26 protein-coding genes are annotated in these 26,857 nt (G+C 63.3%); 8 read left to right on the forward strand and 18 right to left on the reverse strand.

The genetic code is table 11. From position 1 onward, the window contains the following. The coding region (locus K288_RS53770; RefSeq protein WP_244443356.1) for a phage tail tip lysozyme at window positions 1-2,520 on the forward strand (2,520 nt) is incomplete at its 5' end. 65 nt (window positions 2,521-2,585) lie between these two features. On the opposite strand, the gene K288_RS52845 is transcribed toward K288_RS53770, so the two are convergent. Then, window positions 2,586-3,044: a hypothetical protein gene (locus K288_RS52845; RefSeq protein ID WP_152535798.1), complete on the reverse strand. Its 459-nt coding sequence runs from the start codon at window positions 3,042-3,044 to the stop codon at window positions 2,586-2,588. A 280-nt stretch (window positions 3,045-3,324) separates the two neighbouring features. On the opposite strand from K288_RS52845, the gene K288_RS0133830 reads away from it, so the two are divergent. Further along, on the forward strand, window positions 3,325-3,783 hold the full coding sequence (locus tag K288_RS0133830) for a TIGR03809 family protein (protein ID WP_027583527.1): 459 nt from the start codon (window positions 3,325-3,327) through the stop codon (window positions 3,781-3,783). 43 nt (window positions 3,784-3,826) lie between these two features. Here K288_RS0133830 and K288_RS0133835 read toward each other — a convergent pair whose 3' ends face one another. From K288_RS0133835 to K288_RS51110, 13 genes are all read right to left on the reverse strand, one after another. After that, window positions 3,827-5,197: a TIGR03808 family TAT-translocated repetitive protein gene (locus K288_RS0133835; RefSeq protein ID WP_027583528.1), complete on the reverse strand. Its 1,371-nt coding sequence runs from the start codon at window positions 5,195-5,197 to the stop codon at window positions 3,827-3,829. Between the two features lie 209 nt (window positions 5,198-5,406). Next, complete coding sequence (locus K288_RS0133840; protein WP_027583529.1) at window positions 5,407-6,069, reverse strand: pyroglutamyl-peptidase I; 663 nt, start codon at window positions 6,067-6,069, stop codon at window positions 5,407-5,409. Then, window positions 6,066-7,052: a methylmalonyl Co-A mutase-associated GTPase MeaB gene (meaB, locus tag K288_RS0133845; protein ID WP_027583530.1), complete on the reverse strand. Its 987-nt coding sequence runs from the start codon at window positions 7,050-7,052 to the stop codon at window positions 6,066-6,068. The genes K288_RS0133840 and meaB overlap by 4 nt, the downstream gene beginning before the upstream one ends. Further along, window positions 7,049-7,795: a DUF3298 and DUF4163 domain-containing protein gene (locus tag K288_RS0133850; RefSeq protein WP_051334880.1), complete on the reverse strand. Its 747-nt coding sequence runs from the start codon at window positions 7,793-7,795 to the stop codon at window positions 7,049-7,051. The genes meaB and K288_RS0133850 overlap by 4 nt, the downstream gene beginning before the upstream one ends. A gap of 52 nt (window positions 7,796-7,847) precedes the next feature. Further along, window positions 7,848-8,144, reverse strand: coding sequence for a nucleotidyltransferase domain-containing protein (locus K288_RS0133855; RefSeq protein ID WP_027583532.1), 297 nt, complete (start codon window positions 8,142-8,144; stop codon window positions 7,848-7,850). Between the two features lie 36 nt (window positions 8,145-8,180). After that, the gene (gene scpA / locus K288_RS0133860) at window positions 8,181-10,337 is read right to left on the reverse strand and encodes a methylmalonyl-CoA mutase (protein ID WP_027583533.1); all 2,157 of its coding nucleotides are present in this window, start codon (window positions 10,335-10,337) and stop codon (window positions 8,181-8,183) included. 42 nt (window positions 10,338-10,379) lie between these two features. Continuing rightward, the gene (locus tag K288_RS0133865) at window positions 10,380-10,844 is read right to left on the reverse strand and encodes a GFA family protein (protein ID WP_027583534.1); all 465 of its coding nucleotides are present in this window, start codon (window positions 10,842-10,844) and stop codon (window positions 10,380-10,382) included. Between the two features lie 2 nt (window positions 10,845-10,846). Continuing rightward, the gene (locus K288_RS0133870) at window positions 10,847-12,712 is read right to left on the reverse strand and encodes a methylmalonyl-CoA mutase subunit beta (RefSeq protein ID WP_027583535.1); all 1,866 of its coding nucleotides are present in this window, start codon (window positions 12,710-12,712) and stop codon (window positions 10,847-10,849) included. A gap of 181 nt (window positions 12,713-12,893) precedes the next feature. Further along, a complete protein-coding gene (folK, locus tag K288_RS0133875; protein ID WP_027583536.1) occupies window positions 12,894-13,382 on the reverse strand; it encodes a 2-amino-4-hydroxy-6-hydroxymethyldihydropteridine diphosphokinase in 489 nt (162 codons plus the stop codon). Next, the gene (folB, locus tag K288_RS0133880) at window positions 13,375-13,755 is read right to left on the reverse strand and encodes a dihydroneopterin aldolase (protein ID WP_027583537.1); all 381 of its coding nucleotides are present in this window, start codon (window positions 13,753-13,755) and stop codon (window positions 13,375-13,377) included. Before folB ends, folK begins: the two co-directional genes overlap by 8 nt. Further along, a complete protein-coding gene (gene folP, locus K288_RS0133885) occupies window positions 13,752-14,588 on the reverse strand; it encodes a dihydropteroate synthase (protein WP_244443357.1) in 837 nt (278 codons plus the stop codon). The genes folB and folP overlap by 4 nt, the downstream gene beginning before the upstream one ends. Window positions 14,589-14,756: 168 nt before the next feature. After that, window positions 14,757-15,164: a DUF4332 domain-containing protein gene (locus K288_RS0133890; RefSeq protein ID WP_027583539.1), complete on the reverse strand. Its 408-nt coding sequence runs from the start codon at window positions 15,162-15,164 to the stop codon at window positions 14,757-14,759. A gap of 36 nt (window positions 15,165-15,200) precedes the next feature. After that, window positions 15,201-15,566: a hypothetical protein gene (locus K288_RS51110; protein WP_084799920.1), complete on the reverse strand. Its 366-nt coding sequence runs from the start codon at window positions 15,564-15,566 to the stop codon at window positions 15,201-15,203. 354 nt (window positions 15,567-15,920) lie between these two features. Between K288_RS51110 and K288_RS0133900 the strand changes: the two genes are divergently transcribed. The 4 genes from K288_RS0133900 (at window position 15,921) to K288_RS0133915 (ending at window position 21,064) form a co-directional block, all read left to right on the forward strand. Further along, window positions 15,921-17,543: a helicase HerA-like domain-containing protein gene (locus tag K288_RS0133900; RefSeq protein WP_027583541.1), complete on the forward strand. Its 1,623-nt coding sequence runs from the start codon at window positions 15,921-15,923 to the stop codon at window positions 17,541-17,543. A 192-nt stretch (window positions 17,544-17,735) separates the two neighbouring features. After that, entirely contained in the window at window positions 17,736-19,061 is a 1,326-nt protein-coding gene (locus K288_RS0133905) for a glycosyltransferase family 87 protein (protein ID WP_027583542.1), read from the forward strand. A gap of 11 nt (window positions 19,062-19,072) precedes the next feature. After that, window positions 19,073-20,476: a M20/M25/M40 family metallo-hydrolase gene (locus K288_RS0133910; RefSeq protein WP_027583543.1), complete on the forward strand. Its 1,404-nt coding sequence runs from the start codon at window positions 19,073-19,075 to the stop codon at window positions 20,474-20,476. A gap of 51 nt (window positions 20,477-20,527) precedes the next feature. Beyond that, window positions 20,528-21,064: a transposase gene (locus K288_RS0133915; RefSeq protein WP_027583544.1), complete on the forward strand. Its 537-nt coding sequence runs from the start codon at window positions 20,528-20,530 to the stop codon at window positions 21,062-21,064. 145 nt (window positions 21,065-21,209) lie between these two features. Here K288_RS0133915 and K288_RS0133920 read toward each other — a convergent pair whose 3' ends face one another. Both K288_RS0133920 and K288_RS0133925 read right to left on the reverse strand, forming a co-directional pair. Beyond that, window positions 21,210-21,989, reverse strand: coding sequence for a class II aldolase/adducin family protein (locus K288_RS0133920; protein ID WP_027583545.1), 780 nt, complete (start codon window positions 21,987-21,989; stop codon window positions 21,210-21,212). A gap of 225 nt (window positions 21,990-22,214) precedes the next feature. Further along, window positions 22,215-23,864 (reverse strand): glycosyltransferase family 39 protein, encoded by a 1,650-nt coding sequence (locus tag K288_RS0133925; protein ID WP_027583546.1) that lies wholly within the window; start codon window positions 23,862-23,864, stop codon window positions 22,215-22,217. Between the two features lie 340 nt (window positions 23,865-24,204). Here K288_RS0133925 and K288_RS0133930 point away from each other — a divergent pair, with 340 nt between their 5' ends. After that, window positions 24,205-25,122 (forward strand): DUF308 domain-containing protein, encoded by a 918-nt coding sequence (locus K288_RS0133930; protein WP_343209109.1) that lies wholly within the window; start codon window positions 24,205-24,207, stop codon window positions 25,120-25,122. A 183-nt stretch (window positions 25,123-25,305) separates the two neighbouring features. Further along, window positions 25,306-25,719: a MucR family transcriptional regulator gene (locus K288_RS0133935; protein ID WP_027583548.1), complete on the forward strand. Its 414-nt coding sequence runs from the start codon at window positions 25,306-25,308 to the stop codon at window positions 25,717-25,719. Between the two features lie 52 nt (window positions 25,720-25,771). Here K288_RS0133935 and K288_RS0133940 read toward each other — a convergent pair whose 3' ends face one another. Continuing rightward, window positions 25,772-26,203: a SufE family protein gene (locus K288_RS0133940; RefSeq protein WP_027583549.1), complete on the reverse strand. Its 432-nt coding sequence runs from the start codon at window positions 26,201-26,203 to the stop codon at window positions 25,772-25,774. Window positions 26,204-26,295: 92 nt separating this feature from the next. Next, window positions 26,296-26,682 (reverse strand): DUF5330 domain-containing protein, encoded by a 387-nt coding sequence (locus K288_RS0133945; protein ID WP_027583550.1) that lies wholly within the window; start codon window positions 26,680-26,682, stop codon window positions 26,296-26,298. Window positions 26,683-26,857 lie beyond the last annotated feature (175 nt).

Raw genomic sequence — 26,857 nt, forward strand, 5'->3', positions numbered from 1 at the left:
GGCCCGAACCTGTTCTCGCAGCTTGGCGGCCTTGGCCTCGCTGGCGCTGGCCTGTTCTTGAAGGACGGCGGCGAGGTGCCTGCACGCTTTGCCACTGGCGGCATGCCCTACGGCGGGAGCGGCATGCCTTACGGCGGCGGGAACGGCTATATTCCGAGTGCAAGCCCGCCATCGGCGAAACTGCAAGTTCCTCAGTTGCAGTTCGCAAAGCCTTCTCAGGACAACGGCGGCCTTTCCGGCATCACCTCGGGCATCAAGGGTCTGAAGGGTAAGCTTGGCGGCGCGTCATTTGGCGGCGGGAATATCTTCTCGGATGATGCCTGGGGCGGAAGCTCCTCGAATCCGCTTCCCGGTCTCGATGCGTCCGACTATGGCGCGGGCTTCAAGCGCGGCGGTTTCATTGACGCGGTGAACGAAATCCGTCACGCCGTGCGGCGCTCGCGCGGCGGCGAGGTATCGATCGACATGCCGTTCGCTGGCTACACCAACGGCGGCATTCCACATTTCGCCGACGGCGGGGCGGATGACGATCTCCCTTTGATCCCCGACGCCGCTCCGGGGGAAGATCTACCGGCGAATGCTGATGTCGCGCTTCCCCCTTCGATGGCTGGCGATAGCGCTCCGACTGTCGATGTTGCGCAGAACGGCTCCAATGCCGACTTGTGGATGAATTTCCTTGAACGTCCGCGCGATCAGGGTGGGCTCGGGCTCGCGCATCATCAAGCGGCGGGTGTTGTGGGCAATCTCATGAATGAGAGCACGCCGGATATCACGCCGTGGGGTGTGACCGGTGATCACGGCACGGCCGAAGGCGCAGGGCAGTGGCGCGGCGATCGTCTTGACGCGCTGAAGAAGGCGTTTCCGGATACGTACCAGACGACGGAAGCGCAACAGCAGTTCATGCGTCAGGAAATGGATGGGCCGGAAAACGCGGCCTATCGGGCGCTCTTGCAAGCGCGCACGCCCGCGGAGGCTGCGGCTGCCGTGAACCACCTCTATGAGCGCTCGGCGGACACGTCGGGGCGGCGGGCGGCAGCGGCTGAAGCCGTTGCGAACGGCGATGATCCTGTTGCGGCGATCGACGGCGCGGCCGGTGGCGGTGGCGGCGGGGTGCCTTCCGCTGCGCTCGGATACGCGGACGGTGCAGGCCGTTCGCCCCTGACTTCTGGAAGCCCTTCCAGCGGGGCTAGCGAACCCACTGAGGGGCATTTCGGTTTCGGCACGTCACCGCTCGGGCTGTCGGATCGGACGCGCGAAGCGCTGTTCTCGGCCGGTCTTGGCATGCTTTCGAGCAAGTCTCCCTTCTTCGGCGTCGCGCTCGGCGAGGGCGGCCTGAAAGGGCTGTCTACGTGGACCGATCTCGGCAAGCAGGCGCAGGAAGCCGCCGACAAGCGGCAGGCCGAACAGGACAAGCAGGCGACTCGCCAGCAAGAGCAGCAGCGGATCGACTTGGAAGCGAAGCGGCTTGCGGAAAACAGCGCTCAGTTTGCCAAGACCAACGCGCTCGCGGTGCGCCGTCAGGACTTCGCAGAGGACAAGACGCCGCCCGGGTACGAGAAGAATCCGGATTACGGAAAGGTTGAGGGCGCGAAAGAATATCGGCCGATCTCCGGTGGCCCGGCAGACCCGGATCAACTGAAGATGATTGCGGCTGCAAAGCAAGCTAGCCCGACGCTCGATGACGACACGCTGCATCAGATGGCGCAGCAATATCTCGCGGGCGATCAGCGCGTCTTTACGAACCTGGGCCGGGGCGTGCAGGGCGCGGCGAACGTTGTCGCGCTCCGCAAGGTGGTTGCACAGGAAGCGGTAGCGCAAGGCGTCGATCCAACCGGCGTTGTTAACCGCTTCAATGAGCAGGCGGGCCGCGTCGCCGCTCAACGCGTTGCTGCACAGCGTGAGGCGAATATCGCGATTGCAGCCAACGAAGCGCGCAACATGATCCCGACTGCGCTCAAAGCATACGATGAACTCGATCCGTCGGATTTCATGCCGTGGAACCAATTGGTTCAAAGGGCGCAGCGCGCAGGCAGCAGTCCAAAGCTCGCGGCTGCCGTCGCTGCAACCACCTCGTTGGTCAACGCCTATGTACGCGCGATCTCGCCGACCGGCGTTCCAACCGATCAGTCACGCCAGCACGCTTATGACATGCTCAACACCGCGCAGGGCAAGGCGGCTTCCCAACTTCACGAATGCGCGCCATGCTCTGCGCGCGACTTCGGTCATCTTGGCGTGATTGCGCCGCTGGATGGCGCAATCCTGCTGCTCAACGGGATAGAAAATCGGGTGGATGACGCGGACGAGTTCGGGGACGATGAACGCCTCAACTCGCCGCGCGTGCTCCCGTTCGTCACGGCTCTGTCGGGGCATGGACGCCCTCCATGTGTTGCAGCGGCATGTCCCGGCGCGCAGCATGGCCGCAACAGACTTTCGTGGGTTCCGAATGGCAGGCCCACGCGGTTCCATGGGTCTCACATAGGGCGTCGATTTCGCCGACGCCGGGCAGGCAACCGAGATTGAAACCCATCTCGGTTTCCAGTTTCCCGATGTCGAACGGGCAGCCGATGCAGTAACCCTTGCGGATGTCACGCATCGAAATCGCCCTCCGGTGCGTCGAAGTCGCTGTGCGGGCGATGCCAATCCGGATGACATTCCTGGCATTGGCGCCTGATCTCGATCGCCTCGGCATTCTCGCCATAGTCGCAATCGCCGCATCGCGCGCATTCGAGCACGGGGACCGAACAGGAAGCGTCCTCATGACAGCCGCAGTTGCAGCCACCGAGGCTCACCCAATCGTGTCCAAGCTCCGCGCACGTTGCTGATTCGGCCAGCCGTTCCAGCCTCGCTACCTCCGCTCGGGCGGCCTCAATCCGCTCTGCCAAGTTCGTGTTGCGGCTCCGAACATTCGCGGAACATGGCTGTGCCAATGGTGTGTCACTATTCCGCGCTGTTCTGTCTTTGATCTGCCTGGATCGGCCAGAATCGTCAGGGTCCGAAATGGCTATGTGCTGATTTTGCTTCGGTTTTTCCGTCAGGGTCAGCATGCGCTAGTTCCCCCGGACGGGTCTTCATTTTTGGGGATAGCGCTTCCTTTTTGGGGATAGCGCCCCCTTAGTCGCACACACGGTCATGCGGCCGTCGCGTCGACCGTCTAAGAGCCGCAAACCCAATAAACCTAGTCTTCCCGCGGATTTCTCCGAGTGCCCCGAGTCGTTTACGAAAAGGTGTTAGACTTTTTTAACCTTTTCCACAGAATATCCCCATCATATTTTGATTCGGTTCGGTTGCGTCCTGCGTCCGTTTCTCTCCTTACGGGCTGTCTTAATGACAAATCGAACTGACGCGGCCAGAGGCCGCGAGATCGTGGCGCGCTGGTGCGCGCTGGCGGAAGCACGGCTGGAACATCTCACCGAACTGTTCGAATCCGGGCGCTGGCGTCGCTATCACAGCGATGTGTCCTTCCTGGAGAACGTCCAGGAGGCCAAGCAGGCGGTGGAGACCTGGCGCGACCTGTTGCGGCGCGAGGCGTCGCTCGACAATTCGCCAATTGATATTTCCTGGCTCGGCCGCGGCCGCGTGACGCCGCTACCGGCTCCGGTGCGACTGCAGCCACGACCGGTCGAACCGCCGGCGCCGATCGCGCCGCCAGCGCCGCCGATCGAAATTGTCGCGCTCGAGCAGGTTGTGGAAGAGGAAGCGCCGGCACAGGAAGAGGCGCCGCTGCCGCTGCTCGACTTAGCCGCCATGCAGGCACGTTATCCGCTGCTGCGCAACACGCTCTAGAAAGCTTTTCGTTGACGCACTTCGCCTGAAAACGCTCTGAAAGCTATCTTCGCACCGCGTTGCCGCCGAGCACGACCTGCGCATATTGCTGCGTGCCGGTAACCGACAGATCCGCGGTAATCGCCCGCGCATGGTCGAGCCCGACCACGGCGCCGCGCGGCGTTTCAGAAATCATGTTGTTGTGGACCAGCGCGATCCCGGCGCCCGGTACCACGGAGACGCCGACACCGACGAAGGCCTTGCGGATGACGTTGCCGGAAATGGCGACGTCGCGCAGATATTTGCCCCAGCCGGCGACGATGCCGAAGGATGGCGCCTTCTCGATCACGTTGCCGGTGACGGACGTATCCGCCTCGATATAGATGCCGATGCCGGCATCATCGTCCGGCGCCGTCCCGATCGGCCGTTTCGGGATCAGGTTGCGGATGATATTGCCCTGGACCACCGCGATGCGGCCGCCCTCGTTGAAATTGCACACGGAGACGCCGACGGCGGCGCCGTCGACCGTGTTGTTGGCGATGACGGAGCCCTCGAAGGAGAACTCCGAATAGAGCGCGACCTCGCGGACATCGCTGACGCTGTTGTCTGATATGTGGATGTTCGAGGCCGAATTGCCGCGCACGGCTGAATAATCGCAGTTCCTGATGCGGTTGCCGCGCACGATCACATTGCCGGCCCGGAAGGCGTTGATGGCGTTGCCATACTGGCCGGAGCCGCCCGGGCCGGCCTTGATGTCCTCGATGCGGTTGTCGGCGACGATCGTGCCGTCATCGCCAACAGCAGTGCGCAGGATCTCGATGCCGTTGTCGTTGGTGCCTGAGATCGTGTTGCGCGCGACCATCAGGCCCAGCGCGTCGAACGACACGATGGCGGTGGTTGCAATGTTGGTGAAGATGTTGCCGCTGACGTCGCCCGACACCTGCTCGAACCAGATGCCGTTGCCGCCGCTACCATTGATCTCGCAATCGGTGATGCGGACGTCGCGTCCGCTGAGGCAATGCACGAGGCCGCGCCGTGTCGGCAGCGGCACATTGCCGCCGTCCAGCGAGAGGCCGGAGAGGCCGATGCTGTCGGCGCCTTCACCAAGAAACATCGACAGCCCGCCATTGAAGACGAGCCTGGTCGCGCCGCGCACGCCGATGAGCTGCGAGCCGCGCTGCAGGCGGAGCAGGCCGGTGCGATAGACGCCCGGCGGCAGCGCCAGAGGCACCTGCGCACGTGCAGCCTCGTCGATCGCGCGCTGCAGCACCTTGGTCTGATCGTCAGGGCTGCCGGGACGGACGCCATATTGCGTGACGTCGCGGCCGAGTGCGGAGGTGAGTGGCGCCGCGCGCGCAGCATCCGGCGCCAGCGCCAGCGCGCCGGCGGCGCCCGCTGCGGAAACCCCGATGAGATGGCGGCGATTGACGTCCATGATCCCTCGCGAGGAAGTCGTAGCGCAGAACCCTGGCCGGCGCGGTGAACGCAGAATGATTATTGGGGGTAGGGTTAATCGAGGGTAGAACAAACTCGGTGTCGTCCCGGCCTTGAGCCAGGACCCGTAACCGCCAATGTTTATCGTGGGGGCCACGCTTGGCCGCGTCCCTTACACCACAACAGGCACTTGTGGTGATGGGTTTCGGGTCAAGCCCGGGACGACGGGATAGTCGGCCGCCGTGCCAGCTTCACCATTTCCATCAGCAGCGCTTCGCCGGCATCGACGAGATCTTCCAGCGTGATGCGCTCGGTTCCCTTGCGCAGCGCTGTGCCGTGACGTGCGATCAGCGGCACGTGCACGAACGCAGCGAGCCGCAGGCCGTCGGTCTTGTCCATCGCCTCGATTGCGCGCCAGCTCAAGTAGTTGCAGAGATAGCTGCCGGCGTCGCGGGAAGCGCGTGCGTCGATGCCGGTCGCGAGCGCGGCGCGCAGCAGTTTTGCGGTGTGCGGTCCGAACATGGTCGCATCGCCGCCGTCGACGATCGAGCCCTTGCGGGCGCGGCGGCGGCCGGCATCGGCGACCAACGTGGTGACGGCATTGCGCGCGCGAGTCTCGATCCGCACATGCGCGGTGCGGTTGGCAAGGCCGAACATCAGAAGCGCCTGCGGACGGATGCGCGTGATCAACTCCGGCAATTGGCGATCGACGGTATCGTAGGTCACCCTGAAGATGTGGCTCGTCAGCCTGACGTCATCGAAGGCGGGACGGCGCAGCTGCGTCAGCCGCTTCACCAGCGGCATGGTCGGATTGAACGGTGCGCCGGGAAACGGGCCGAAGCCGGTGATGAGCACGGAGAGCTTTTCGCTCATCGCAACAGTTCCGCGATCTGCTCGGCCGCCACCGCCGGCGAGATGCGGCCGTCGGCGACCTCGGCCTCCGTCTTCTTCACCCTGGCGCGGATCGCGGGCTCGGAGCGCAGGCGCGCCATGATCCGCTGCTCCAGCATCGACCACATCCATTTCACCTGCTGCTCGCGCCGTCGCGCCGCGAATTCGCCGGAGGCGTTCATCGCGGTGCGGTGTTCGACGATCGTCTGCCAGAGCTTGTCGATGCCTGCGCCGGTCAGCGCCGAATAGGTCTCGACCGGCGGGTGCCAGTGTTGCGAACGCGGCGCCAATATATGCAGCGCGCTGCGATAGTCGGCCGCCGCGAGATTGGCCCGCTTGAGATTGTCGCCATCGGCCTTGTTGATCGCGATCATGTCGGCGAGCTCGACGAGGCCCTTCTTGATGCCCTGCAGTTCATCGCCGGCGCCGGGCAGCATCAGGGCGAGGAAGAAATCGGTCATGTCCGCGACCACGGTCTCGGACTGGCCGATGCCGACGGTCTCAACCAGCACGACGTCGAAGCCGGCGGCCTCGCAGAGCAGCATCGCCTCGCGCGTTTTCGCCGCGACGCCGCCAAGCGTGCCGGACGAAGGCGAGGGGCGGATATAGGCCTGGTCGGACGCCGAAAGCCGCGCCATCCGCGTCTTGTCGCCGAGGATCGAGCCGCCGGTGCGCGCGGACGACGGATCGACGGCCAGCACCGCGACCTTGTGCCCGTGCTCGATCAGGTACATGCCGAGCGCGTCAATGGTGGTCGACTTGCCGACCCCGGGCGAGCCGGTGATGCCGACACGGAACGCCTTGCCGGTGCGCGGGAGCAACGCCTGCACCAGATCACGTGCCGCCGCCTGGTGGTCGGCGCGACGGCTTTCGATCAGCGTGATCCCACGCGCCAGCGCCGCGCGGTTGCTGGCGCGCAGGTCTTGGGAGAGGGCGTTGATGTCGAGCGCCTTGGTGCCGCTCATTGCTGATCGTCTTCATCGGCTTTCGGCCGTGATCCACTGAAAATCCTGGCGCCGTCCGGCGACAGATATGGCTTCAGCGTCTCCCAGGGCACGAAGGCGACATACTGGCCTTCGACGTAGGGGCCGACGGCATAGGGCGGATAGTGGAAGGTCAGGCCGGAGCTCTTGCCTGCGTCGGTCGAAGGCGCCAGCGTCACCGCGCCGACCTTGAGCAGTGTCGGCTTCAGTTCCTTGTACCACTCGGCGGTCGCTGTCTCGCCGGCGCCGCGCTTCTTCTTCTCGATGTTCAACGAGGCGATGACCGCATCCAGCATCGCCCTCATGGTCGGTCCATCGTCGGCGGTTTCCGTGAAGAAGGGGCGGATGCTGCTGCGCTTCTTGTCGGAGGAATCCCACAGGATCGTGTTGACGTCCGAATTCGGATGCGCGCCTTGGGTATTGATGTAGTCGTTGCGGACAATGCTCACGTAACGGCCACCGACCACCGAGCGGATGTTGTACTTGCGCTCGAAGGTCCAGCCGCCACGGTCGAACAGTCGCGGATCCTGGTTCCGTGCGGATGCCGCCTCGGCCGCGCTTTTGTCGACCCACTTCCTGCCTTCGGCAAGGCAGTCCGCCGCCAGCGCGGGATCGGCCTTGATCTTGTCGCCGAGATAGACGGCGGCTTCGATGCTCCTGTTCTTGACCAAAGCGTCAGGCTTTGGGTCGGCGGCGAGGGCAGGGCTGAGACATATGACGCCCATTGCCAGCGCGGCGATGGCGTGATCGACTCGATCAAAGAAAGTCGGCCGCACGTCAAAACACTTCGACGATGTCGTCTGCAATGCGCCGCGCGAAGCGCGGGTTCAGGGATCGCCGCGTGGTGGCCTGCGCCTGCAGCCCGGTCGCATCCTCAATGATGTGCTCGACACCAATCAAGTTGAGAAGTGAAAATGAGGCGTTCGGCTCGATCTCGACGAGTACATCGATGTCGCTGTCAGGACGATTGTCGCCGCGTACGCGCGAGCCAAAGATAGCGAGCTTCGATACGCCCGTCGCCTTGATAGCGTCCGCGTTCTTCCGTATCGCAGCAATAATCTCGTCACGCGTCATGGCACAACCTGTTGAGCGGTTCAGCAAGTCTATCAGCTACTCCGCCGCCTCGCTATGGCCGAGCCGGGTGTTGAGCTTGTGGATCAGCTCCTCGGCGGCGTCGGAGATCACGGTGCCCGGCGGGAAGATCGCTTCCGCGCCCGCCTGGTACAGCGCCTCATAATCCTGCGGCGGCACGACGCCGCCGATGATGATCATGATGTCCTCGCGGCCATATTTCTTCAGCGCGGCCTTCAGTTCCGGCACCGCCGTCAGATGCGCGGCGGCGAGCGAGGAGACGCCCAGGATGTGCACGTCGTTTTCCACTGCCTGCCGCGCCGCTTCGTCAGCGGTGGCGAACAACGGCCCGATATCGACGTCGAAGCCGATGTCGGCAAAGGCCGATGCGATCACCTTCTGGCCGCGGTCGTGGCCGTCCTGGCCGATCTTCGCCACCAGGATGCGCGGCCGGCGGCCCTCGGCCTCCTCGAAGGCATCGATCAGCGCCTGCACCTTCTCGACCCGGTTGGACATGGCGGCTGCCTCCCGCTTGTAGACGCCGGTGATGGATTTGATCTCCGCGCGGTGGCGGCCGAACACTTTTTCCATGGCGTCCGAAATCTCGCCGACAGTCGCCTTGGCGCGCGCGGCGTCGATCGCGAGCGCCAGCAGATTGCCGTTGCCTTCGGAGGCCGAACGGCTCAGCGCCGCCAGCGCCTGCTCGACGTCCTTCTGATTGCGCTCCTGCCGCAGCCGCTTCAACTTGTCGATCTGCAGCCGCCGCACATTGGTGTTGTCGACCTTCAAGACGTCGATCGGCGCCTCGTTCTCCGGCTTGTACTTGTTGACACCGATCACTGCCTGCTTGCCGGCGTCGATCCGCGCCTGCGTCTTGGCTGAAGCCTCCTCGATCCGCAGCTTCGGCACGCCGGCTTCGATCGCTTTCGCCATGCCGCCGAGCTCCTCGACCTCCTGGATGTGGCCCCAGGCTTTGGCGGCGAGATCGCGGGTCAGTCGCTCGACATAGTAGGAGCCGCCCCAGGGATCGATGATCCGGTTGGTGCCGCTTTCCTGCTGCAGGAAGAGCTGGGTGTTGCGTGCGATGCGGGCGGAGAAGTCGGTCGGCAGCGCCAGCGCCTCGTCGAGCGCATTGGTGTGCAGCGACTGGGTATGGCCCTGCGTTGCCGCCATCGCCTCGATGGTCGTGCGCATCACATTGTTGAAGACGTCCTGCGCGGTCAGCGACCAGCCCGAGGTCTGGCAATGCGTGCGCAGCGAGAGCGAGCGCGGGTCCTTCGGATTGAACGGCTTGAGCAGCTTCGCCCAGAGCAGGCGCGCGGCGCGCATCTTGGCGACTTCCATGAAGAAGTTCATGCCGATTGCCCAGAAGAACGACAGCCGCGGCGCGAAGCGATCGACATCGAGGCCGGCGGCAAGGCCGGCGCGCAGATATTCGACGCCATCAGCGAGCGTGTAGGCGAGCTCCAGGTCCTGCGTCGCTCCGGCCTCCTGCATGTGATAGCCGGAGATCGAGATCGAATTGAACTTCGGCATCCGCTGCGACGTGAAGGCGAAGATGTCGGAGATGATCCGCATCGAAGGCGTCGGCGGATAGATGTAGGTGTTGCGCACCATGAACTCTTTCAGAATGTCGTTCTGAATGGTGCCCGACAGTTTCTCCGGCGGCACGCCCTGTTCCTCGGCGGCCACCACGAACAGCGCGAGGATCGGCAGCACGGCGCCGTTCATGGTCATCGATACGCTCATCTGGTCGAGCGGGATGCCGGCGAACAGCGTGCGCATGTCGTAGATCGAGTCGATCGCAACGCCAGCCATGCCGACGTCGCCGGAGACGCGCGGATGATCGGAGTCGTAGCCGCGGTGGGTGGCAAGATCGAAGGCGACCGAGAGGCCCTTCTGCCCCGCGGCGAGGTTGCGGCGGTAGAAGGCGTTGGAGTCCTCGGCCGTGGAGAAGCCGGCATATTGCCTGATCGTCCAGGGCTGGTTGACATACATGGTCGGGTAGGGGCCGCGCAAATAGGGCGCAACGCCCGGCCAGGTCTCGAGGAAATCGATGCCCTCGAGATCGGCTTCGCTATAGCCGGGCTTCACCGGGATGCCCTCGGGCGTCAGCCAGGGGTCTGTGCTGCCACTAGGCGCAGCGGCCACGGTTTTCTCAAACGCGATATCGGCGAAATCAGGTATGCGGCTCATGGTCATCAACTATAGCACGTGGGATCGAAAGCGCGGGCTACCTCAATCATGGTCCGGATGCTGGTGGCTGACGATGGTCGCCATCCTCTCCGGTCCGTAATTCTGCTGCGTGGTCTGGCTGGGAAGGTTGGCGATGCCGACCACCCAGCCGAGCCGGGATTCTGTGCCGTATTGCCGCGTCGGCGCCACCATGTCGGGCCGGTCGAAGGTGCCGGTCATGATCTCGATACGGGGGCCGTCGATGCGGCGGAAGCTCAAGGGCGTGCCACAGGCAGCGCAGAAATCGCGCTCGGCGATCGAGGACGAGCGGAACGAAGCCGGCTTGCCGCGGGTCCAGGCGAAATCGGCATGGTCGATGTCGGCGAACGAGGCAAACGGCGCGCCGGAGGCCTTCTGGCACATCCGGCAATGGCAGATGCTGATCCGCGTCGGCGCCGCCGTCACTGCAAAGCGGATGGCGCCGCATTGGCAGCCGCCAGTCAGAACCGGTTTTTGGCTCGACGTCATGCTCACTCCATCTGCCGATAGGATTCCTGCAGCGTCGCCAGCGCGTCGCAGCCGGCAAAGATGAAATCGGTCACGCCGGATGTACGCAGGGCGGCTTCCAGCTCACCTGGCCGTCCAGCCAGATAGATATGCCTTGCGCCGGCGGCTTGAAGGGCCTTGGCGGCCGCGGCGGCGTGTTCCGCGTAGACCTTGTCCGAGGAACACAGGCAGGCGATCGCGGCCGAGGACGCCTTGAAGGCGGCCGCGAGCGCTGCGGGATCGGAAAATCCCTGGCTGTCGAGCGCCTCGATGCCGCCGGTCTCGAAGAAGCTCTTCGCAAAGGTGGCGCGTGCGGTGAAGTCGGCGGGCGTGCCGAGATTGGCGAGGAATATCCTTGGACGCGCGCCGCCAGACTTCAGCCTTGCGTCGGATTTATCGCGCAGTGCCTCGAAGCGATCGGCGAGCCGCGCCGGTGACAGCGCGTCGAACTTGAATTTTGCTTCGCCATAGGGTGGCAGCACAATCGGCGTTGCTTCCAGCACCGTTGTATCGGCCTCGTGCAGGTTCGGAAACTCGCTGGCGCCGGTCAGCACGTCGCGGCGCTTGGCGATGTTGGCCTCGCGCGCGGCGCGCGTAGCGGCAACCTTGCGCTGGATCAGATTCTGCTGAAGCGCCGCAAAGATGCCGCCGGCTCTTTCGATCTCCTGGAACAACAACCAGGCCGCTTCGCAAAGTTCTTGCGTCAGCGCCTCGATGCCGCCGGAGCCCGCCGCCGGATCGGATACTTTCGCGAGATTGGACTCTTCCAGCAAAATGAGCTGCGTGTTGCGCGCAACCCGCCGCGCAAAGTCGTCGGGCAGGCCGAGCGCCAGCGTGTGCGGCAGCACGGTGACTGCGTTGGCGCCGCCGAGCCCTGCGGAGAAGGCAGCCATGGTGGCGCGCAGCATGTTCACATAGGCATCGCGCTTCGTCAGCATCCGCCAGGCGGTGTCCGCGGCAATGAACAATGGCCGTGGCGTCAGTCCGCAGGCCTGCTCGATCCGCGCCCACAAAAGCCGCAGCGCGCGGAATTTCGCCAGCGACAGGAACTGGTCGGCGTCGGCGCTGAGCCGCGCGTAGACCATGCTCCGGGCGTCCTCGAGCGCGACGCCGGTTTGTTCGAGAGCGCGCAGGTAGGAGACCCCGCTTGCCAGCGCGAAGGCGAGTTCCTGCACTTCTGATCCGCCGGCATCATGGATCACCCGTCCATCGGCGGCGGCAAAAGGCCCTTTGAAACCGAGCGCCACAAGACCTTTGATCGCGCCGGTCACTGCCGGCACGATCTCGTTCCACTCGTAAGGGCTAAAGCCCCAGACCGCGCAGGCCGCCAGCGGATCGAGCCCGAAGCGGATATCGCAGTTGGCGGGATCAAATCCCCTGCGCTTCACATATTCCGCGACGTGGATCGCTGCCATTCGTGATTGCGGGCCGATCTGGAGATCGAGGGCGACACCGGCGTCGAGGTAGATGCCGTCAAGCGCCTTGTCGACGGCTTCCGCCGTCGGCGCGAGTCCAAAGCCATGGGCGGCACTGCCGCCGGCGAACACCAGCGCGAGCCCCGTGGCGCCATTCTCGAGATCATGCAGCGCCTGCGCATTGGCGCGGCGCGGATCCGGGTCATCGAGCCGCTGCATGATCTGCCAGGGCGCAGCCTGGCCGCGGCCGGCGATCGGGCTGGCATTGGCGGCGCGGCGATAGATCGGCTCGATCTTGATCCCGTCGTAGGTCTTGCCGACGAGCTTCTCGAACGGCGCGCCCTTCAGGACGCCGTCGACCAGCTTCCGCCAGTCCTCGTAAGTCGCCGGCGCAAAATCGGCCGCCAGTCGCAGATCGTCAGTCGTGGTCGTCATCCGCCCTATCGTTCCTCAAGTCTTTCTCGCCGTTTGGCCGGAAATTGCCACGCCGAAGCCGCCAAGCCAAACAGTAGTTTGGGGTACCGTAGCCCGGGTGGAGCGCCAGCGTAACCCGGGACCGCGCGAGAATGTGGACGCAGACCCGGGTTGCGCGTTCCGCTCCACCGGGGCTACGACACTACGGCTCCGAAAGCCGTACGATACCGTCGGTCGAAACCGCCGCCAGCGCATCCCTGATCCTGCGTCCCGCAATGACACGGTCGGGTGCGATTTCCGCGAGCGGCACCAGCACAAAGGCGCGCTCGAACAGGCGAGGGTGCGGCAGCGTCAATTCCGGCTGGTCGATCCTGGCATCGTCATAGGCGATCAGGTCGAGATCGAGCGTGCGCGGACCGAAGCGGCGTTCGGAGGAGCGGTCGCGGCCGAACTTGGTTTCGACTTTCTGCAGGCAGAATAACAGGGCATGGGGATCGAGGCTGGTCTCGATCTCGATGCAGGAATTGATGAAGCCTGGCTGCTGCTCGTCACCCCAGGGTGGCGTGGCGTAATCCGCCGAGCGTGCCACCAGCGCGGCCTGCGACATGCCGCAGATTTGGGGAATAGCCTTGTTGAACGTCGCGCGGACGTCGCCGAGATTGCCGCCCAATGCGATCAGCGCGCTAGCCATGCGCGCCGGTTTGCCGCGTGCGCATCAGCACCACGCCGACATCCTCGAAGATCGCGGCGATCGGCGCGTGCGGCTTGTGTACGGTGACCTTGACCGCGCTGACGCGAGGGAACGTCGACAGCACCGCGTCCGCCACCGCGCCCGCAGCGCGCTCCAAGAGCTTGTAATTGGTATCCCTGAATGCCTCGGTCGCGGTCGCCACCACATTGGAATAGGACACGGTGTCGGCAAGCTTGTCGGTGCGCGAAGATTCCGAGAGGTCGACGGAGAGCTCGAGATCAATGATGAAACGTTGTCCGACCTCGGTCTCGTGTTCCATCACGCCGTGACGGGCATGGATGACGATACCGGTGATGAAGATCGTATCGGTCATTCCTGTTCCCTGATCGCTGCCGCCACACGCAACGCCTGCACGGTTTCCGCAACATCGTGGGCGCGGATGATCTGTGCGCCGCTCTGGGCGGCGATGAGATGCGCCGCGATCGAGCCGCCGATGCGCTGGTGCGGCTCCGACGGCGTCACGGTGCTGATGAAGCGTTTGCGCGAGGCGCCGACGAGAAGCGGCAGGCCGAAGGCGCGAAGCTCGGCAAGCCGCGCCAGCGCCATTATGCTCTGCTGCGGCGTCTTGCCAAAGCCGATGCCGGGATCGAGCACGATCTGATCTGCCGAAATGCCAGCCTTTGTGGCGATGTCGAGCGAGCGGGTGAAGAAGGCCGAAAGATCCTTCATGATGTCGATCGAGGGATCGGCCTGGTCGCGGTTATGCATGATGATGACGGGCACGTGCCGCGCAGCGACCAGGGGCCCCATGCCAGTATCGCGCTGTAGGCCCCAGACATCGTTGGCGATGAGCGCGCCGTGATCGAGCGCCCAGGCCACGACTTCCGATTTCATGCTGTCGATCGATACGGGCACGCCGAGCGAGACGACATCCGCCAGCACAGGTTGCAGCCGCCGCAACTCCTCCTCCACCGAGATCGGCTGGGAACCGTAGGGGCGGGTGGATTCGGCGCCGATGTCGATGATGTCAGCGCCTTCTGCGACCATCTTGCGCGCCTGCGCCAGCGCCTGTTCGGGCGCGGTAAACCGGCCGCCGTCGGAAAAGGAATCCGGGGTGATGTTGAGCACGCCCATCACGGCCGGGTAGGGCCGGGATAGCAGCGCCGGCAGCACCGCAGTCCCGCCGGAATGGACGTCGCTTTGCATCGCAGCAATCATGCCGGTCGCTTTGCGCGTCCAGCAGCGGCGAGTCAAGATGGGAATGGCGAACGGGTCTAGAGCTTCGGTTCTGATTGAATCAGAGCCGAAGCTCTAGATTCTTGTTTTGACGCGTTTTCTTCACGCGAACCAGCGGCCACTTCGCTCGAAAACGCTCTAGTAAGTGATCTTGGGCGGCAATTTGCGCGCGCGCTCGATCAGTAGCTCGACCGATTTCTCCGAAGGCAGGACGCGAACGAGCTTACGCTTGGTGTTCACTTCCTTCATGTTCTGCGCAAGCCGCGACGGATTGCGCAGCGCGAGTTCGCGGACGGTGGCAACGCCGGCGGCGCGGACCAAGCCGACCTTTGCCTTGCCCATCCCGGGAATACGCATGTAGTCGGAGACGTTGGCCCATTCGAGCAATTGTTGTTCGCTGATACCGGTCTTGGCCGCGAGCGCCTTGCGTCCTTTGACGGTGCGGGCGGCTTCAAGCAGCCCGTCGGTGGTGCGAATGCCCTGAGCCTTCAATTTCAAGGCGCAATATGCGCTCAGACCGTCGATCTCGGAAAGTGGGTATGTCATGATGTTGGTATTGAATGACTCAACCTGAGGATGCGTTCAAGCAAATTGGCTGAGTCCTGGCGTCCCCGCGACGATCTCGCCCATCTGATCCGCTCCGAGTTTGTCGCGCCCGAACCGGAAAAGTTCACGCGCAATCTGCTGAACCTCATTCATGCTGAGGCCGAGCGCCATCAGCCTGGTGCCGACAGCCATCAATCCGCCGCCCATCAATCGTACGAGACCTGCACTGTTGTCCGCAGCCGCGATCGCCGCTTCCGCGCCCGGAATCTGGCCGATCAGCGCTTCAACCTGACTGGATGGCCCCTCCCGTCGGAGGAAACCCAGAACGATGCCGACGGTCTTTTCGGCGACAACGCTATCGATGCCGGCCTCGGCGGCCAGCCGTCCAACCAGTTCGTCCATCTTGCCCCGCCCTCTGCCGGCTTGCCGCCGGACCTTGCTTGGGAATTGATCTTGAGCGCCTGTGTTGCGAATTACAAGCGACGAGCGCAGATGATCCCGCTTTTCGTCTTCATCACAGGCGAAGTGTTGCAGTAATGCAAGAGTACATATGCTAATCGCGCCGCTCTATCGCGTTGCGTCATCGTTTTTTGAACGGTTCGCAAGAGGAAGAAAAAAGAGAAGATAAGGAGTGTTGCATCCGGGCAGCAAAAAAAGCGCTGGCGGTGCTTGACAGTTTCAATCGACGGGCAAGATGCAATATGATGGGTGCGTTCGGCGAAGACACCTTCCCGATACGCGCGACGAGGCGATGCGATGACGACTTCCGATCACAAGATTGCCGATACGGATGAGAAGATTTTTATCGGTAAGGGCGAACAAGCGGCGTGGCTGACGCTTGCGCTCGCCAATCGCCACGGCCTTGTTACGGGTGCAACGGGAACTGGCAAGACCGTCACGCTGCAGGTGATGGCGGAAGGATTTGCGCGCGCCGGCGTTCCGGTCTTTGCCGCCGATATCAAGGGAGATCTGTCTGGAATCGCCGAAGTCGGCGAAGCCAAGGATTTCATCGTCAAGCGCGCCAGCGAGATGGGGTTGAAATTCCAGCCGGACCAGTTCTCGACGGTGTTCTGGGATGTATTCGGCGAGCAGGGACATCCGGTTCGCGCGACGGTCACCGAGATGGGACCGCTATTGCTGTCACGAATGCTCGATCTGAACGACGTCCAGGAAGGTGTTCTCAACGTCGCGTTTCGCGTCGCCGACGAGAACGGACTTACGCTGATCGACATGAAGGATCTGCGCGCGCTTCTGGATGCGATTGTGCCATCTGGCGGCAAGAAAGCCGCTGATGACGAGGAGGATCCGCTGGAGCCGATCCGCAAAGCCGCACAGAGCTTCGGCAATGTCAGCAAGGCGACCGTCGGGACCATCCAGCGCCAGCTTCTGGTGCTTGAAAACCAGGGCGGCACGAAATTCTTCGGCGAACCGGCGTTGACGCTGAAGGATTTCATGAAGACCGACAGCGACGGTCGCGGCATCGTCAACATCCTGACGGCTGACAAGTTGATGCAGAGCCCGCGGCTCTATGCAACCTTCCTGTTATGGATGCTTTCAGAATTGTTCGAGGAACTGCCCGAGGCCGGCGATCTGCCGAAGCCGAAGCTGGTGTTCTTCTTCGACGAGGCGCATCTCTTGTTCAACGACGCGCCGAAAGCACTGTTGGACAAGATTGAGCAGGTGGTGCGGCTGATCCGCTCCAAGGGTGTCGGCGTCTACTTCGTCACCCAGAATCCGATCGACGTGCCGGACAAGGTGCTCGCGCAATTGGGCAACCGCGTGCAGCATGCGTTGCGCGCCTTCACGCCGCGCGACCAGAAGGCGGTCGCGGCCGCCGCGCAGACGTTCCGGCCCAATCCCAAGCTCGATACCGCCCGCGTGATCATGGAACTCGGCAAGGGCGAGGCGCTGGTGTCGTTCCTCGAAGGCGGCGGTACGCCGTCGATAGTCGAGCGCGTGATGATCCGGCCGCCGTCGGCGCGGATCGGGCCGGTTACGCCGGAGGAGCGCAAGAAGATCATCGACGCGAGCCCGTTCAAGGGCAAATACGACACCGCGATCGATTCCGAGTCCGCCTATGAGATGCTGCAGAAGCGGATCGAAGGGACGGCTGCGACGGCGGAAGGCTCGGAAGCCGGCGGAGGTGGCGGCATTCTCGGCCAGATCGGCGATATTGCCGCCACGATCTTTGGCACCAATACCAGGCGCGGCAGATTGTCGACCGGGCAGGTCATCGCGCGCAACGTCGCCCGCTCGGTCACCAACAAGGTGATCGGCGGCCTCGTCGCCGACGTCGGCAAATCGGTCGGCGGTCAGATGGGTGGCTCGATCGGACGGGCGCTGGTGCGCGGCGCGCTCGGCGGGCTGTTGCGGCGGTAGCGCGTGCTGCCACGCCAGCTTTCGTCGGAAAGAGAGATGGATTGCTGCGTCGCTCCGCTCCTCGCATTGACGAACGGAGAGTAAAGCCCGCGTCATTGCGAGCGAAGCGAAGCAATCCATGTATCATCACGGAATGATGTACTGTCACGGAATGAAAAGGATCAATGGCTTGCTGACCTCTGGAACGAGCTTGTGCTGAGATATCCATCGCTTCGGAAACCGCTCGACATCCTGTTCTTCCTCGCCTGCATCGCCTTGACAGCGGAAGTGCTCGTTCCCGAGATTTTCGGGCACGGCAAGACCAAGGATTATCCGTTGTGGTATTGGGCCGGGCAGCAGGTGCTGCAGGGCAAGGATCTCTATCCCGCCGATCCTCATACCTATTTTGATTTCATCTACCCGCCGCTGCCGGCAGTGCTGCTCGCCGTGCCGAGCTACTTCGGCAAGATTGCGCTCTATCTCGCGCTCTGCCTGCTCAACGTCATCGCCTGGTGGATGTCCGCGCAGTTGTCGCACGCGATGGCGGGATCGGGACGCAAGCCGGGCTGGTTATTGGAAGCGCTGCCCGGATTCGTCACCCTCACATTTGTCTTTGATATGTTCGATCTCGGCCAGCCAAACCTCATTCTGCTGGCGATGATGCTGTACGGATTCTGGCTGTTGCGGCTGAAGCGGCCATGGTTCGCCGGAAGCATGTTTGCACTGGCGACCGCGATCAAGGTGTTTCCGGTAGCGGTACTGCCCTATCTGATCTGGCGCAGGCGCTGGAAGGCGGTTGCGAGCACGTTGGTGTTTCTTGTCGTGTTCCTGTTCGTGCTGCCGGCGCCATTCCGCGGCTTCCAGCACAACGTCACGGAGTTGAAGACGTGGTACCAGGGCATGGTCGGCTCGAGCTCGGAAAAAGGCTTCGGCCAGCGCGACGAGCAGAACTGGTCCTGGGTCAACCAGTCGATCATCGCGATGACGCATCGGCTGACGCGTCCGGTCAACTACAACCAGGACGACCCGTTCAAGGCCCAGCCACCGCGCTACATGAACATCGTCGATCTCGACTTCAAGACGTCGAACCTCATCGTGCTCGCGGTCTCGCTCGCGCTCGGTCTCGGCTATATCGCGGTGATGCCGCCGGCGTCGCGCCGGACCGAGAAATCCGATGCGGAAGAGATCGGCATCCTGTTCTGCCTGATGACAGTCGCCTCGCCGCTGGCGCGGCAATACTACTTCCTGTGGCTGTTCTTCCCGATGACGGTCCTGATGCATCGCGCCGCCTATGATCCCCGGCCGGCGGTCAGGACCGGGACATGGATCCTGCTGGGCGTTGCGGGCTGCCTGCTCCTGTTGTCATTGCCGCTGTTTCCGATCGATGTGCAGGCCTATGGTAACAATCTCGTGGCGACCATCGTGCTCGTGGGCGGACTAGTCTGGCACATGCGGCATTCACCTGCGGCCGATGCCGCCAGCGCTTTGCCTCCGGCGGCGGGCGGGCTAAAACTCGGTGACAACAGCGCGCACAGCTAGGGAATTCAGCGATGTCCAATCCAAAGCTTCAGGCGGTCCTCGACCGCATCGACGCCGATTTCGACAACAGCCTGGAGCGGCTGTTCTCGCTGCTGCGGATCAAATCGATCTCGGCCGATCCGGCCTTTGCGGGTGACTGCAAGGCGGCGGCAGAGCACATCGCCAAGGACATCGCGACGCTCGGCTTCGCGGCCGAGGTGAGGCCGACCGCAGGCCATCCCGCCATTGTCGCCAAGGCCAATGGCAGCATGGATGGCCGGCCGCATGTGCTGTTCTACGGCCATTACGACGTGCAGCCGGTCGATCCGCTCGACCTGTGGCACCGTCCGCCATTCGAGCCCGTCGTCACCGATCACGCGGACGGCCGCAAGATCATCGTCGCGCGCGGCGCGGAGGACGACAAGGGTCAGTTGATGACGTTCATCGAAGCCTGCCGCGCCTGGAAGCAGGTGGCGGGTTCGCTGCCGGTCGACATCACCATCCTGATCGAGGGCGAGGAGGAAGTCGGCTCGAAGAATTTCGTGCCGTTCCTGGAAGCCAACAAGGCGGAGCTGAAAGCCGATTTCGCGCTGGTCTGCGACACCGGCATGTGGGACCCGAACACGCCGGCGATCACGACCTCGCTGCGCGGACTGGTCTATGACGAGGTCAAGATCAAGGCCGCCAATCGCGACCTGCATTCCGGCGTGTTCGGCGGCGGCGCGCAGAATCCGATCCGCGTGCTGACCCGCATTCTCGGCGGGCTGTTCGATGACAACGGCCGTATCACCATTCCCGGCTTCTACGACGGGGTGAAGGACCTGCCGCCCGATGTCCTCGAGCAGTGGAAGAAGCTCAACCTGACGTCCGAGACTTTCCTGAAGCCGATCGGGCTCTCGCTGCCGGCCGGCGAGAAGGATCGTCTCCTGATCGAGCAGATCTCCTCGCGCCCGACCTGCGACATCAATGGCATCGTCGGCGGCTACATTGGCGAGGGCTCGAAGACGGTGATCCCCTCGCTCGCCTCGGCCAAAATCTCGTTCCGCCTGGTCGAGGGGCAGGACCCCGCCAAGATCCGCAAGGCGTTCCGCGATTATGTGACCTCGCGGATCCCCGCCGATTGTTCGGTCGAATTCGGCGACCATTCCAGCGCGCCCGCGATCGCGCTTGACTGGAACATGAAGCCGCTCGCCGCCGCCCGGCGCGCGCTGACGGAAGAGTGGGGCAAGGAAGCGGTCCTGATGGGATCAGGCGCATCGATCCCGATCGTCGCCGATTTCAAGCGCACGCTCGGCCTCGATTCGCTTCTGGTCGGCTTCGGGCTCGACGACGACAATATCCATTCGCCGAACGAGAAATACGACCTCAAGAGCTTCCACAAAGGCATTCGCTCCTGGGCGCGGATTCTCGCCGCGCTCGCGGAGCGCAATCCGTAGGATGGGTAGAGCGAAGCGAAACCCATCATCTAACCATATGGGCACCTGCCGATGACCGACTACCGCCGCAATTTCGTTCCCGGCGGTAGTTTCTTCTTCACTGTCAACCTGGCGGATCGGCAGCTGCGGTTGCTAACGGACCATATCGAAACGCTGCGCCTCGCGTTTCGGGAGACGCGCGCGCGTCATCCATTTACCATTGATGCCTTGGTGGTGCTGCCTGATCACCTTCACGCGGTTTGGACGTTACCCGAGGGTGACGCAACTTTTGCGACGCGCTGGCGGCTGATCAAGTCAACGTTTTCGCGCAATCTTTCGTCCAATGAACCGATCTCGGCTAGCCGTGCCGCAAAGGGCGAACGGGGCATATGGCAGCGGCGCTATTGGGAGCACACCATTCGCGACGAGGACGATCTCGCGCGCCACATCGACTATATTCATATCAATCCGGTCAAGCATGGACTTGTGACTCGGGTCAGGGATTGGCCCTATTCGTCATTCCATCGGATGGTGAAGCTGGGAATCTACCCAGAGGATTGGGCGGGGGACGTCGCGGAGCTTGACGGGAGTTTCGGCGAGCGGTCTTAGCGCGGCGATATGATGGGTTTCGCTGCGCTCTACCCATCCTACGGGGCCGCCACCAAAAGCTAAAACGCCGCCCGGGATTGGGCGGCGTTCTTATTCGGTAGTGCAGAGGTTGTTGGAGGCAACCTTACAGCAAAATCCCGAAAATTCAATTGCGGAAGCCCGGGTCGATGCGGTCGAGCTTGCGGAGCAAGGGCGGCCAGACCAGCGTGGTCGAGCGCAACTCGGCACGGTCGGGATTGGAGAGCAGCGCGGTGTTCCTGTCGATCACGGACTGCTCGACCGGGTAGACGGTCGGGCCCAGCATGCGGGTGCGCACCTGCATGGTGCAGGCCCGCTCCAGGTGGTACATGCGTTCGAAGGCGGAGGCGACCGAGCGGCCGACCGTCAGCGTGCCGTGGTTGCGCAACAGCATGTGGTTCCTGCTGCCGAGATCGCGCTGCAGCCGCGGGCGCTCGTCATGATCGAGCGCGATGCCCTCGTAGTCGTGATAGGCGAGATCGTGGGTGACGAGTTGGGCGGTCTGGTTCAGCGGCAGCAGCCCTTCCGGATCGCTCGAGACCGCGGTGCCGTCAGGCGTGTGCAGATGGAGCACGCAGCCGGCGTCCTCGCGCACCTCGTGGATGGCGGAATGGATGGTGAAGCCGGCGGGGTTGATGTTGTAGTCGGTCTTCGACAGCAGGTTGCCGTGGAGATCGACCTTGACCAGGCTGGAGGCCGTGATCTCCTCGAACATCAGGCCATACGGATTGATCAGAAAGTGATGCTCCGGCCCCGGCACGCGCGCCGAGATGTGGGTGTCGACCAGGTCATCCCAGCCATACAGCGCTACAAGGCGGTAACAGGCAGCGAGGTTGACGCGCTGTTGCCACTCGGCATCCGTCATATCCGACGGCACTTCCTTCAAGCGAGCTTCCGCTGGCGACATGACCGGCTTCTCCCATGTGTCGATTTGTCGGGAGGGAGCGTAACCTTGCCGCCAGCCGGCAGCAAGGCGAGTCCGGTGTGCCTGATATGCGATGCTGAGCGGAAAGCTAGAGCATGATCCGGAAAAGTGGAAACCGGTTTTCCCTGCGACAAACGCATAGCGTTTGCGCGGAGATCATGCTCAGACAAAGAGGTGAGATCATGATCCGTCCAAGCGGATCATGATCTAAGGGGCGGGGATTGCCAGCAGGCTCGAGATGCTGCGGCCGCGGATGTCGTAGACGCGGGCGAAGACGACGTCGTCGCGCTTGATTTCGACCATCACGGGAGCGGTGAGGCCCTTGCAGTAGAACTCGCCGAGCGTCATGGCGAAATCCGCGGACTGGCTGTCCCAGCCGATGGTGAAGTCGGGGCCGAGCGCGACCTGCGCCGGCCGCTGCGGGCCACAGACGGCGACCTTCCACTTGCCGTTCTGCGGCGGAATTTCCTGCCGCTCGATCAATTGCTCGCGCAGGCCATCGGAGGCCTGCTTCAGGGCCAGACCCCAGTAGTCGAGCATGAACAGGTCGTCGGCTCCGCGGACCGTACCGGCAATGTGATTGAAGTGGGTATATTGATACGGATGCAGCCGGATCATCTCGCTGAGCGGCAGCAGCAGGCCGAAGGTGAAGACGGCGAGTGCCACCGGCTGCCAGCTTCGCCGCTTTTCGCCGAGCCAGTCCATGGTCCGCGCGAAGGCAAAGCCAGCCAGCACCGCCATCGGCGGGATCACGAAAATGAAATGGCGAATGCCGTTATAGAGCGCCGGCCGCTTCACCATCGCGACGACCAGCGGCAGCGTTGCCGCGAGCGTCAGCATCAGCAGGACGGTCTTGCGCCGCGCAGTCACGTCGGCGCGCGACAGCGACATCAGGCTCATGACGACAGCTGCGACCAGGAGGCCGAGCAGCACTTCGGGAAGCTGCAGCGCGAACAGCGTCGGCAGATAGGACCACGGCATGTCCGGCACCGAGACCAGCGCGCCGTCGAACATCTCCTTCCACGGCTTTTCGAAGAAGTGCGAGAAATAGGTGACGGCTTCGAGCGGGTGGCCCGGTTCCATGATCGACCACGGCCAGATCAGGCCCATCACCAGATAGCCGAAGATCAGCCCTGGCAGAAGCACGTAGACCACATGGACGAAGCGATACGCCGCTTCGCGCGCGCCTTGCTTGCGGAATTCTTCAAGCAGCAGCGGCAGGAAGCCCACCGCGGCGTAGATCAACGCCAGACCGCCGAGCACCCGGCAGCCGAGCGAAAGCCCGGCGCCAAACCCGACGATCAGGATGGTGCGCGGCGAGGGCGCCGGATATTCCTCGGCGAGGCGCACAAGGCCCATCAGCAAGATCGCCATTGCCACCGCGAATGGCGCGTCCTTCGGGTTCATGAACATGTGGCCGTAGAAGGTCGGGCACAGCGCAAGCAACAGCAGCGCGGCAAGGCCGGCCAGGGGGCCACCCAGGCGGCGGCCGAGCCGCCAGGTGACCGCGAGCCCGATCACGCCAACAACGGCGCCGAGCAGCCGGCGGGTCTCGAACAGTTCGAGCGGGATGACCTTGTGCAGGAGTGCCGCGGCCATGTCGAAGCCGCCGCCATACATGTAGAGATTGGCGAATGAGAGCGCGCCGGTGTCCTTGAAACCGGAACCGTACATGCGCAGCAGGAGGTCGGCGTATTCGGCGTGGGTGTAGTCGTCCCAGCCCAGCCCGTAATCACGGAACGTGAGTCCCGCGATCAGGGCGACCGCGCTCAGCACGATGATCGCGAGATCATCGCAGGTCTTTTCCACCGAGCGCCGCGCGGGCGTTTCGATGGCAGAAGTAGTAATGGATGACATGGCTACTGGTGACCCGGCGTCCCTCGGCCCTGCTGGCGCTTTAGGGCCTCATTCCCCGGCATCCATATAGCGCAGTTCCACTAACGAGTAATTGGGAATTGTGGCGTAATTTACTGATGCATCGCAGCAATTTGGCATCAATTCGTAGCCGGTAAATTTACGGGGGACGCATTGTCGATCTACCGCCTCGAGGGGCGAATGGAGCGGTAATGTTGCCCTTCAAGATCCGGATAGGAACCGTCTCCGGAATTGTTGGTTGGCGATGCACATAATATGACGGTATCGTGGCATAGGGGGCCGGCGCATCAGTTCAGCGCGGTTTTCGGGGGTGAGTTCGATGATGGTCGGGATGTTGGTCGCGGGTTTAGGCCTGCTTTTGGCAGGCCTGCTGGCGATCGGCTATGGCATTCAATACAAGGAATTCAGCGTCGGCAGCACGCTGATTCTTTCCGGTGTATTCGGTTTCTGCACCGGCCTGATCATGTTCGGTCTTTGGCTCAATGTCCGGGAGCTGCGAAATCTCGCCCGGCGCTTGAGCGCCGAGATGCCTGAAGAGCCCCACGGCGATGAGCCCCACCGCGAATTTACGCTGCCGCCGGCCGCGCCGGTTGCGCCGCGTGCCGCGGCTGCGTCCGAGGGGGGCTTTCCGTTCAGGCGCGGTCCAGCCGCAGCAGCGGGTTCTGGGGGAGCCGAGTCGACCGCAACGGCGGCCGGTGCAACGCCGCCATGGTATCACGAGGCCGCCGCGCGCGACCGCACCCGCAGCGAAGTGCCGCCAGGCGCGGAACCGTCGGAGGATGCTCCGGCGGCGCCCCAGCGGCGCAACTTGATGTTCTCCTCCACGCGCAAGGAGCGCGATCGGACGCTGCCGCGCGCGAGCGAACCTTTGAGCCCCGACAAGTTGTCGCCGGAGCTGCGTCCGAATTCGCCGCCGGCCGCCGAATCGGGCGAGCCGCAGGTGAACTTCGATGACACTTGGCCGAGGTCGGAGCGGCAACGACCTTCCGACCCTCCACCGCGCCGCGCGCCGCGCACGCCCTTGACCCCAGGCGAGGGCCCCAGCACGCCGGCGGCCGATCGTCGTCCTCCGCAGCCGCAGGAGCAGCCGCCAGTGACGGTGCTGAAATCGGGCGTCGTCGACGGCATGGCCTATTCGCTCTATTCCGACGGCTCGATCGAGGCGCAGATGCCGGAAGGCATGATGCGTTTCGCGTCCATCGACGAGCTGCGGGCGCATCTCGACCAGCGTTCGTCATAGACCGGGAAATACTTGCAATCGCGCCGTCTTGAAAAATAAAGCGGCGTAGTTCTTGCTGGATTCTTGGCAGTCCGCCCATATTTGGTAAGTAATGCGGGACTCCGCTGATGTATTGGCGTGGCCCGATACTGTGTGCCCGTCCAGCCCCTTTCCCTGTCGGAGCCTTGAAGAAAAGGTTGCGCGATGACCGATGACACCGGCAAAAGCCCTGTCGAACTGACCGCCAACATCGTATCGGCCTATCTCAGCAACAATCCGACCCAGGCCTCGGAGATCCCCAACCTGATCAGCCAGGTTCACGCCGCCTTGATGCGGGTCGCCAGCGGACGGATCGAGGCGCCGCTCGAGCAGGCCAAGCCCGCGGTGTCCGTGAAGAAGTCGGTTACTCCTGAATATTTGGTCTGCCTGGAAGACGGCAAGCGATTCAAGTCGCTGAAGCGACACCTGCGCACGCAGTACAGCATGACGCCGGAACAATATCGGGAGAAATGGGGCCTGCCGGCTGACTATCCGATGGTCGCGCCGAACTATGCGGTAGCGCGCTCACAGCTTGCCAAGAAGATGGGCCTCGGCCAGCAGCAGCGGAAGCGGAAGTAGCGCAGCATCTTCAAGCGTGCGTTTTCGAGCGAAATGGACGAACCGAAATGGTCTAGGAAGCGGCGGTCGCGAGCGTCTCGCGGGCGTCCGAGCGGATACGCTCGATCATCGAGCGCACCCCGTTGGAGCGCTGCGGCGTCAGGTGCTCGCGGAACCCGAACTCATCGAAGATCGCGGCCGCGTCCGTCGCCAGGATTTCCTTGGGCGTGCGGTCCGAATAAAGCGTGAGCAGGATCGCGATCAGCCCGCGCACGATATGCGCGTCGCTGTCGCCGAGATAATGCAGCCGCGGCGCACCATTGCCGGCGCGGTCGATCTTCCTGGAGAGCCAGACCTGACTCACGCAGCCCTGCACCTTGTTGGCCGTGGAGTGTTCTTCCTCCGGCATCGGCGCAAGGGTGCGGCCGAGTTCGATGACGTACCGGTACCGGTCGTCCCACTCGTCGAGCAGCGAAAAGTTCTCCCTGATTTCGTCGATCGTCATCGTTACCCGCGTCCCATCGCTCCAACCCGTTATATAGGGGCGCGGGCGGCCGAATGCGATGAAAATGCAGCCGGTTCCGGCTTATTTTGCAGTCACGGCGCGGCTGGCGGCCGCCATTCGATGGCCTGGTCGTCGGCCGTCAGGGTGTCGCGGGACGCCACCAGGGAGACCTCGAAATCTTCAGGCGAGCCGATCGAGCCGGTGTGGTCCGGCGGCTTCTTGTCGGTGATGATCTGATAGATTTTCCTTGCACCATCGGTGGCGCGCTGACCGATCGCGGTCGCCGCCTGGCCGCCGACCTCGCAGGCCGCGGGCTGGCGCTTGCAGAACTGGCTCATATCGCTGACAGCAGCGGTCGCCGCCTGCACGGCTTCGGCGGCGCCGATCTGCGGCAGCTTGTCCGTTTCAGGTGTTTTGTCCCTAGGCAGCAGCACGAGCACGAGCCCGAGCCAGAATGCCATACGCAGCAGGAAAAACATCTCGCGACCCCGTCATCTTCGTTTGCGGTTGATCCGCAATTCGCACGTGACTAGCAGCGGTCAATAAAACGCAAGTGTTTGCCTTGAAGTTAAATCGTCGAAAATTCGCGGAAAATGCGCGTTCAAATCCGCGGGCGTCCGGATTCGGTGTAAATTTTCGATTGATGCCGGCGAG

Source organism: Bradyrhizobium sp. Ai1a-2 (assembly GCF_000426245.1).
In the GTDB taxonomy this organism is placed as follows: domain Bacteria; phylum Pseudomonadota; class Alphaproteobacteria; order Rhizobiales; family Xanthobacteraceae; genus Bradyrhizobium.

Bases quoted from the DNA above. Each gene is read 5' to 3' on its own strand.
- K288_RS52845 (WP_152535798.1), bottom strand. From the start codon at position 3,044: ATGCTGACCCTGACGGAAAAACCGAAGCAAAATCAGCACATAGCCATT.
- K288_RS0133830 (WP_027583527.1), top strand. From the start codon at position 3,325: ATGACAAATCGAACTGACGCGGCCAGAGGCCGCGAGATCGTGGCGCGC.
- K288_RS0133835 (WP_027583528.1), bottom strand. From the start codon at position 5,197: ATGGACGTCAATCGCCGCCATCTCATCGGGGTTTCCGCAGCGGGCGCC.
- K288_RS0133840 (WP_027583529.1), bottom strand. From the start codon at position 6,069: ATGAGCGAAAAGCTCTCCGTGCTCATCACCGGCTTCGGCCCGTTTCCC.
- meaB (WP_027583530.1), bottom strand. From the start codon at position 7,052: ATGAGCGGCACCAAGGCGCTCGACATCAACGCCCTCTCCCAAGACCTG.
- K288_RS0133850 (WP_051334880.1), bottom strand. From the start codon at position 7,795: ATGGGCGTCATATGTCTCAGCCCTGCCCTCGCCGCCGACCCAAAGCCT.
- K288_RS0133855 (WP_027583532.1), bottom strand. From the start codon at position 8,144: ATGACGCGTGACGAGATTATTGCTGCGATACGGAAGAACGCGGACGCT.
- scpA (WP_027583533.1), bottom strand. From the start codon at position 10,337: ATGAGCCGCATACCTGATTTCGCCGATATCGCGTTTGAGAAAACCGTG.
- K288_RS0133865 (WP_027583534.1), bottom strand. From the start codon at position 10,844: ATGACGTCGAGCCAAAAACCGGTTCTGACTGGCGGCTGCCAATGCGGC.
- K288_RS0133870 (WP_027583535.1), bottom strand. From the start codon at position 12,712: ATGACGACCACGACTGACGATCTGCGACTGGCGGCCGATTTTGCGCCG.
- folK (WP_027583536.1), bottom strand. From the start codon at position 13,382: ATGGCTAGCGCGCTGATCGCATTGGGCGGCAATCTCGGCGACGTCCGC.
- folB (WP_027583537.1), bottom strand. From the start codon at position 13,755: ATGACCGATACGATCTTCATCACCGGTATCGTCATCCATGCCCGTCAC.
- folP (WP_244443357.1), bottom strand. From the start codon at position 14,588: ATGCAAAGCGACGTCCATTCCGGCGGGACTGCGGTGCTGCCGGCGCTG.
- K288_RS0133890 (WP_027583539.1), bottom strand. From the start codon at position 15,164: ATGACATACCCACTTTCCGAGATCGACGGTCTGAGCGCATATTGCGCC.
- K288_RS51110 (WP_084799920.1), bottom strand. From the start codon at position 15,566: ATGGACGAACTGGTTGGACGGCTGGCCGCCGAGGCCGGCATCGATAGC.
- K288_RS0133900 (WP_027583541.1), top strand. From the start codon at position 15,921: ATGACGACTTCCGATCACAAGATTGCCGATACGGATGAGAAGATTTTT.
- K288_RS0133910 (WP_027583543.1), top strand. From the start codon at position 19,073: ATGTCCAATCCAAAGCTTCAGGCGGTCCTCGACCGCATCGACGCCGAT.
- K288_RS0133915 (WP_027583544.1), top strand. From the start codon at position 20,528: ATGACCGACTACCGCCGCAATTTCGTTCCCGGCGGTAGTTTCTTCTTC.
- K288_RS0133920 (WP_027583545.1), bottom strand. From the start codon at position 21,989: ATGTCGCCAGCGGAAGCTCGCTTGAAGGAAGTGCCGTCGGATATGACG.
- K288_RS0133925 (WP_027583546.1), bottom strand. From the start codon at position 23,864: ATGTCATCCATTACTACTTCTGCCATCGAAACGCCCGCGCGGCGCTCG.
- K288_RS0133930 (WP_343209109.1), top strand. From the start codon at position 24,205: ATGGTCGGGATGTTGGTCGCGGGTTTAGGCCTGCTTTTGGCAGGCCTG.
- K288_RS0133935 (WP_027583548.1), top strand. From the start codon at position 25,306: ATGACCGATGACACCGGCAAAAGCCCTGTCGAACTGACCGCCAACATC.
- K288_RS0133940 (WP_027583549.1), bottom strand. From the start codon at position 26,203: ATGACGATCGACGAAATCAGGGAGAACTTTTCGCTGCTCGACGAGTGG.
- K288_RS0133945 (WP_027583550.1), bottom strand. From the start codon at position 26,682: ATGTTTTTCCTGCTGCGTATGGCATTCTGGCTCGGGCTCGTGCTCGTG.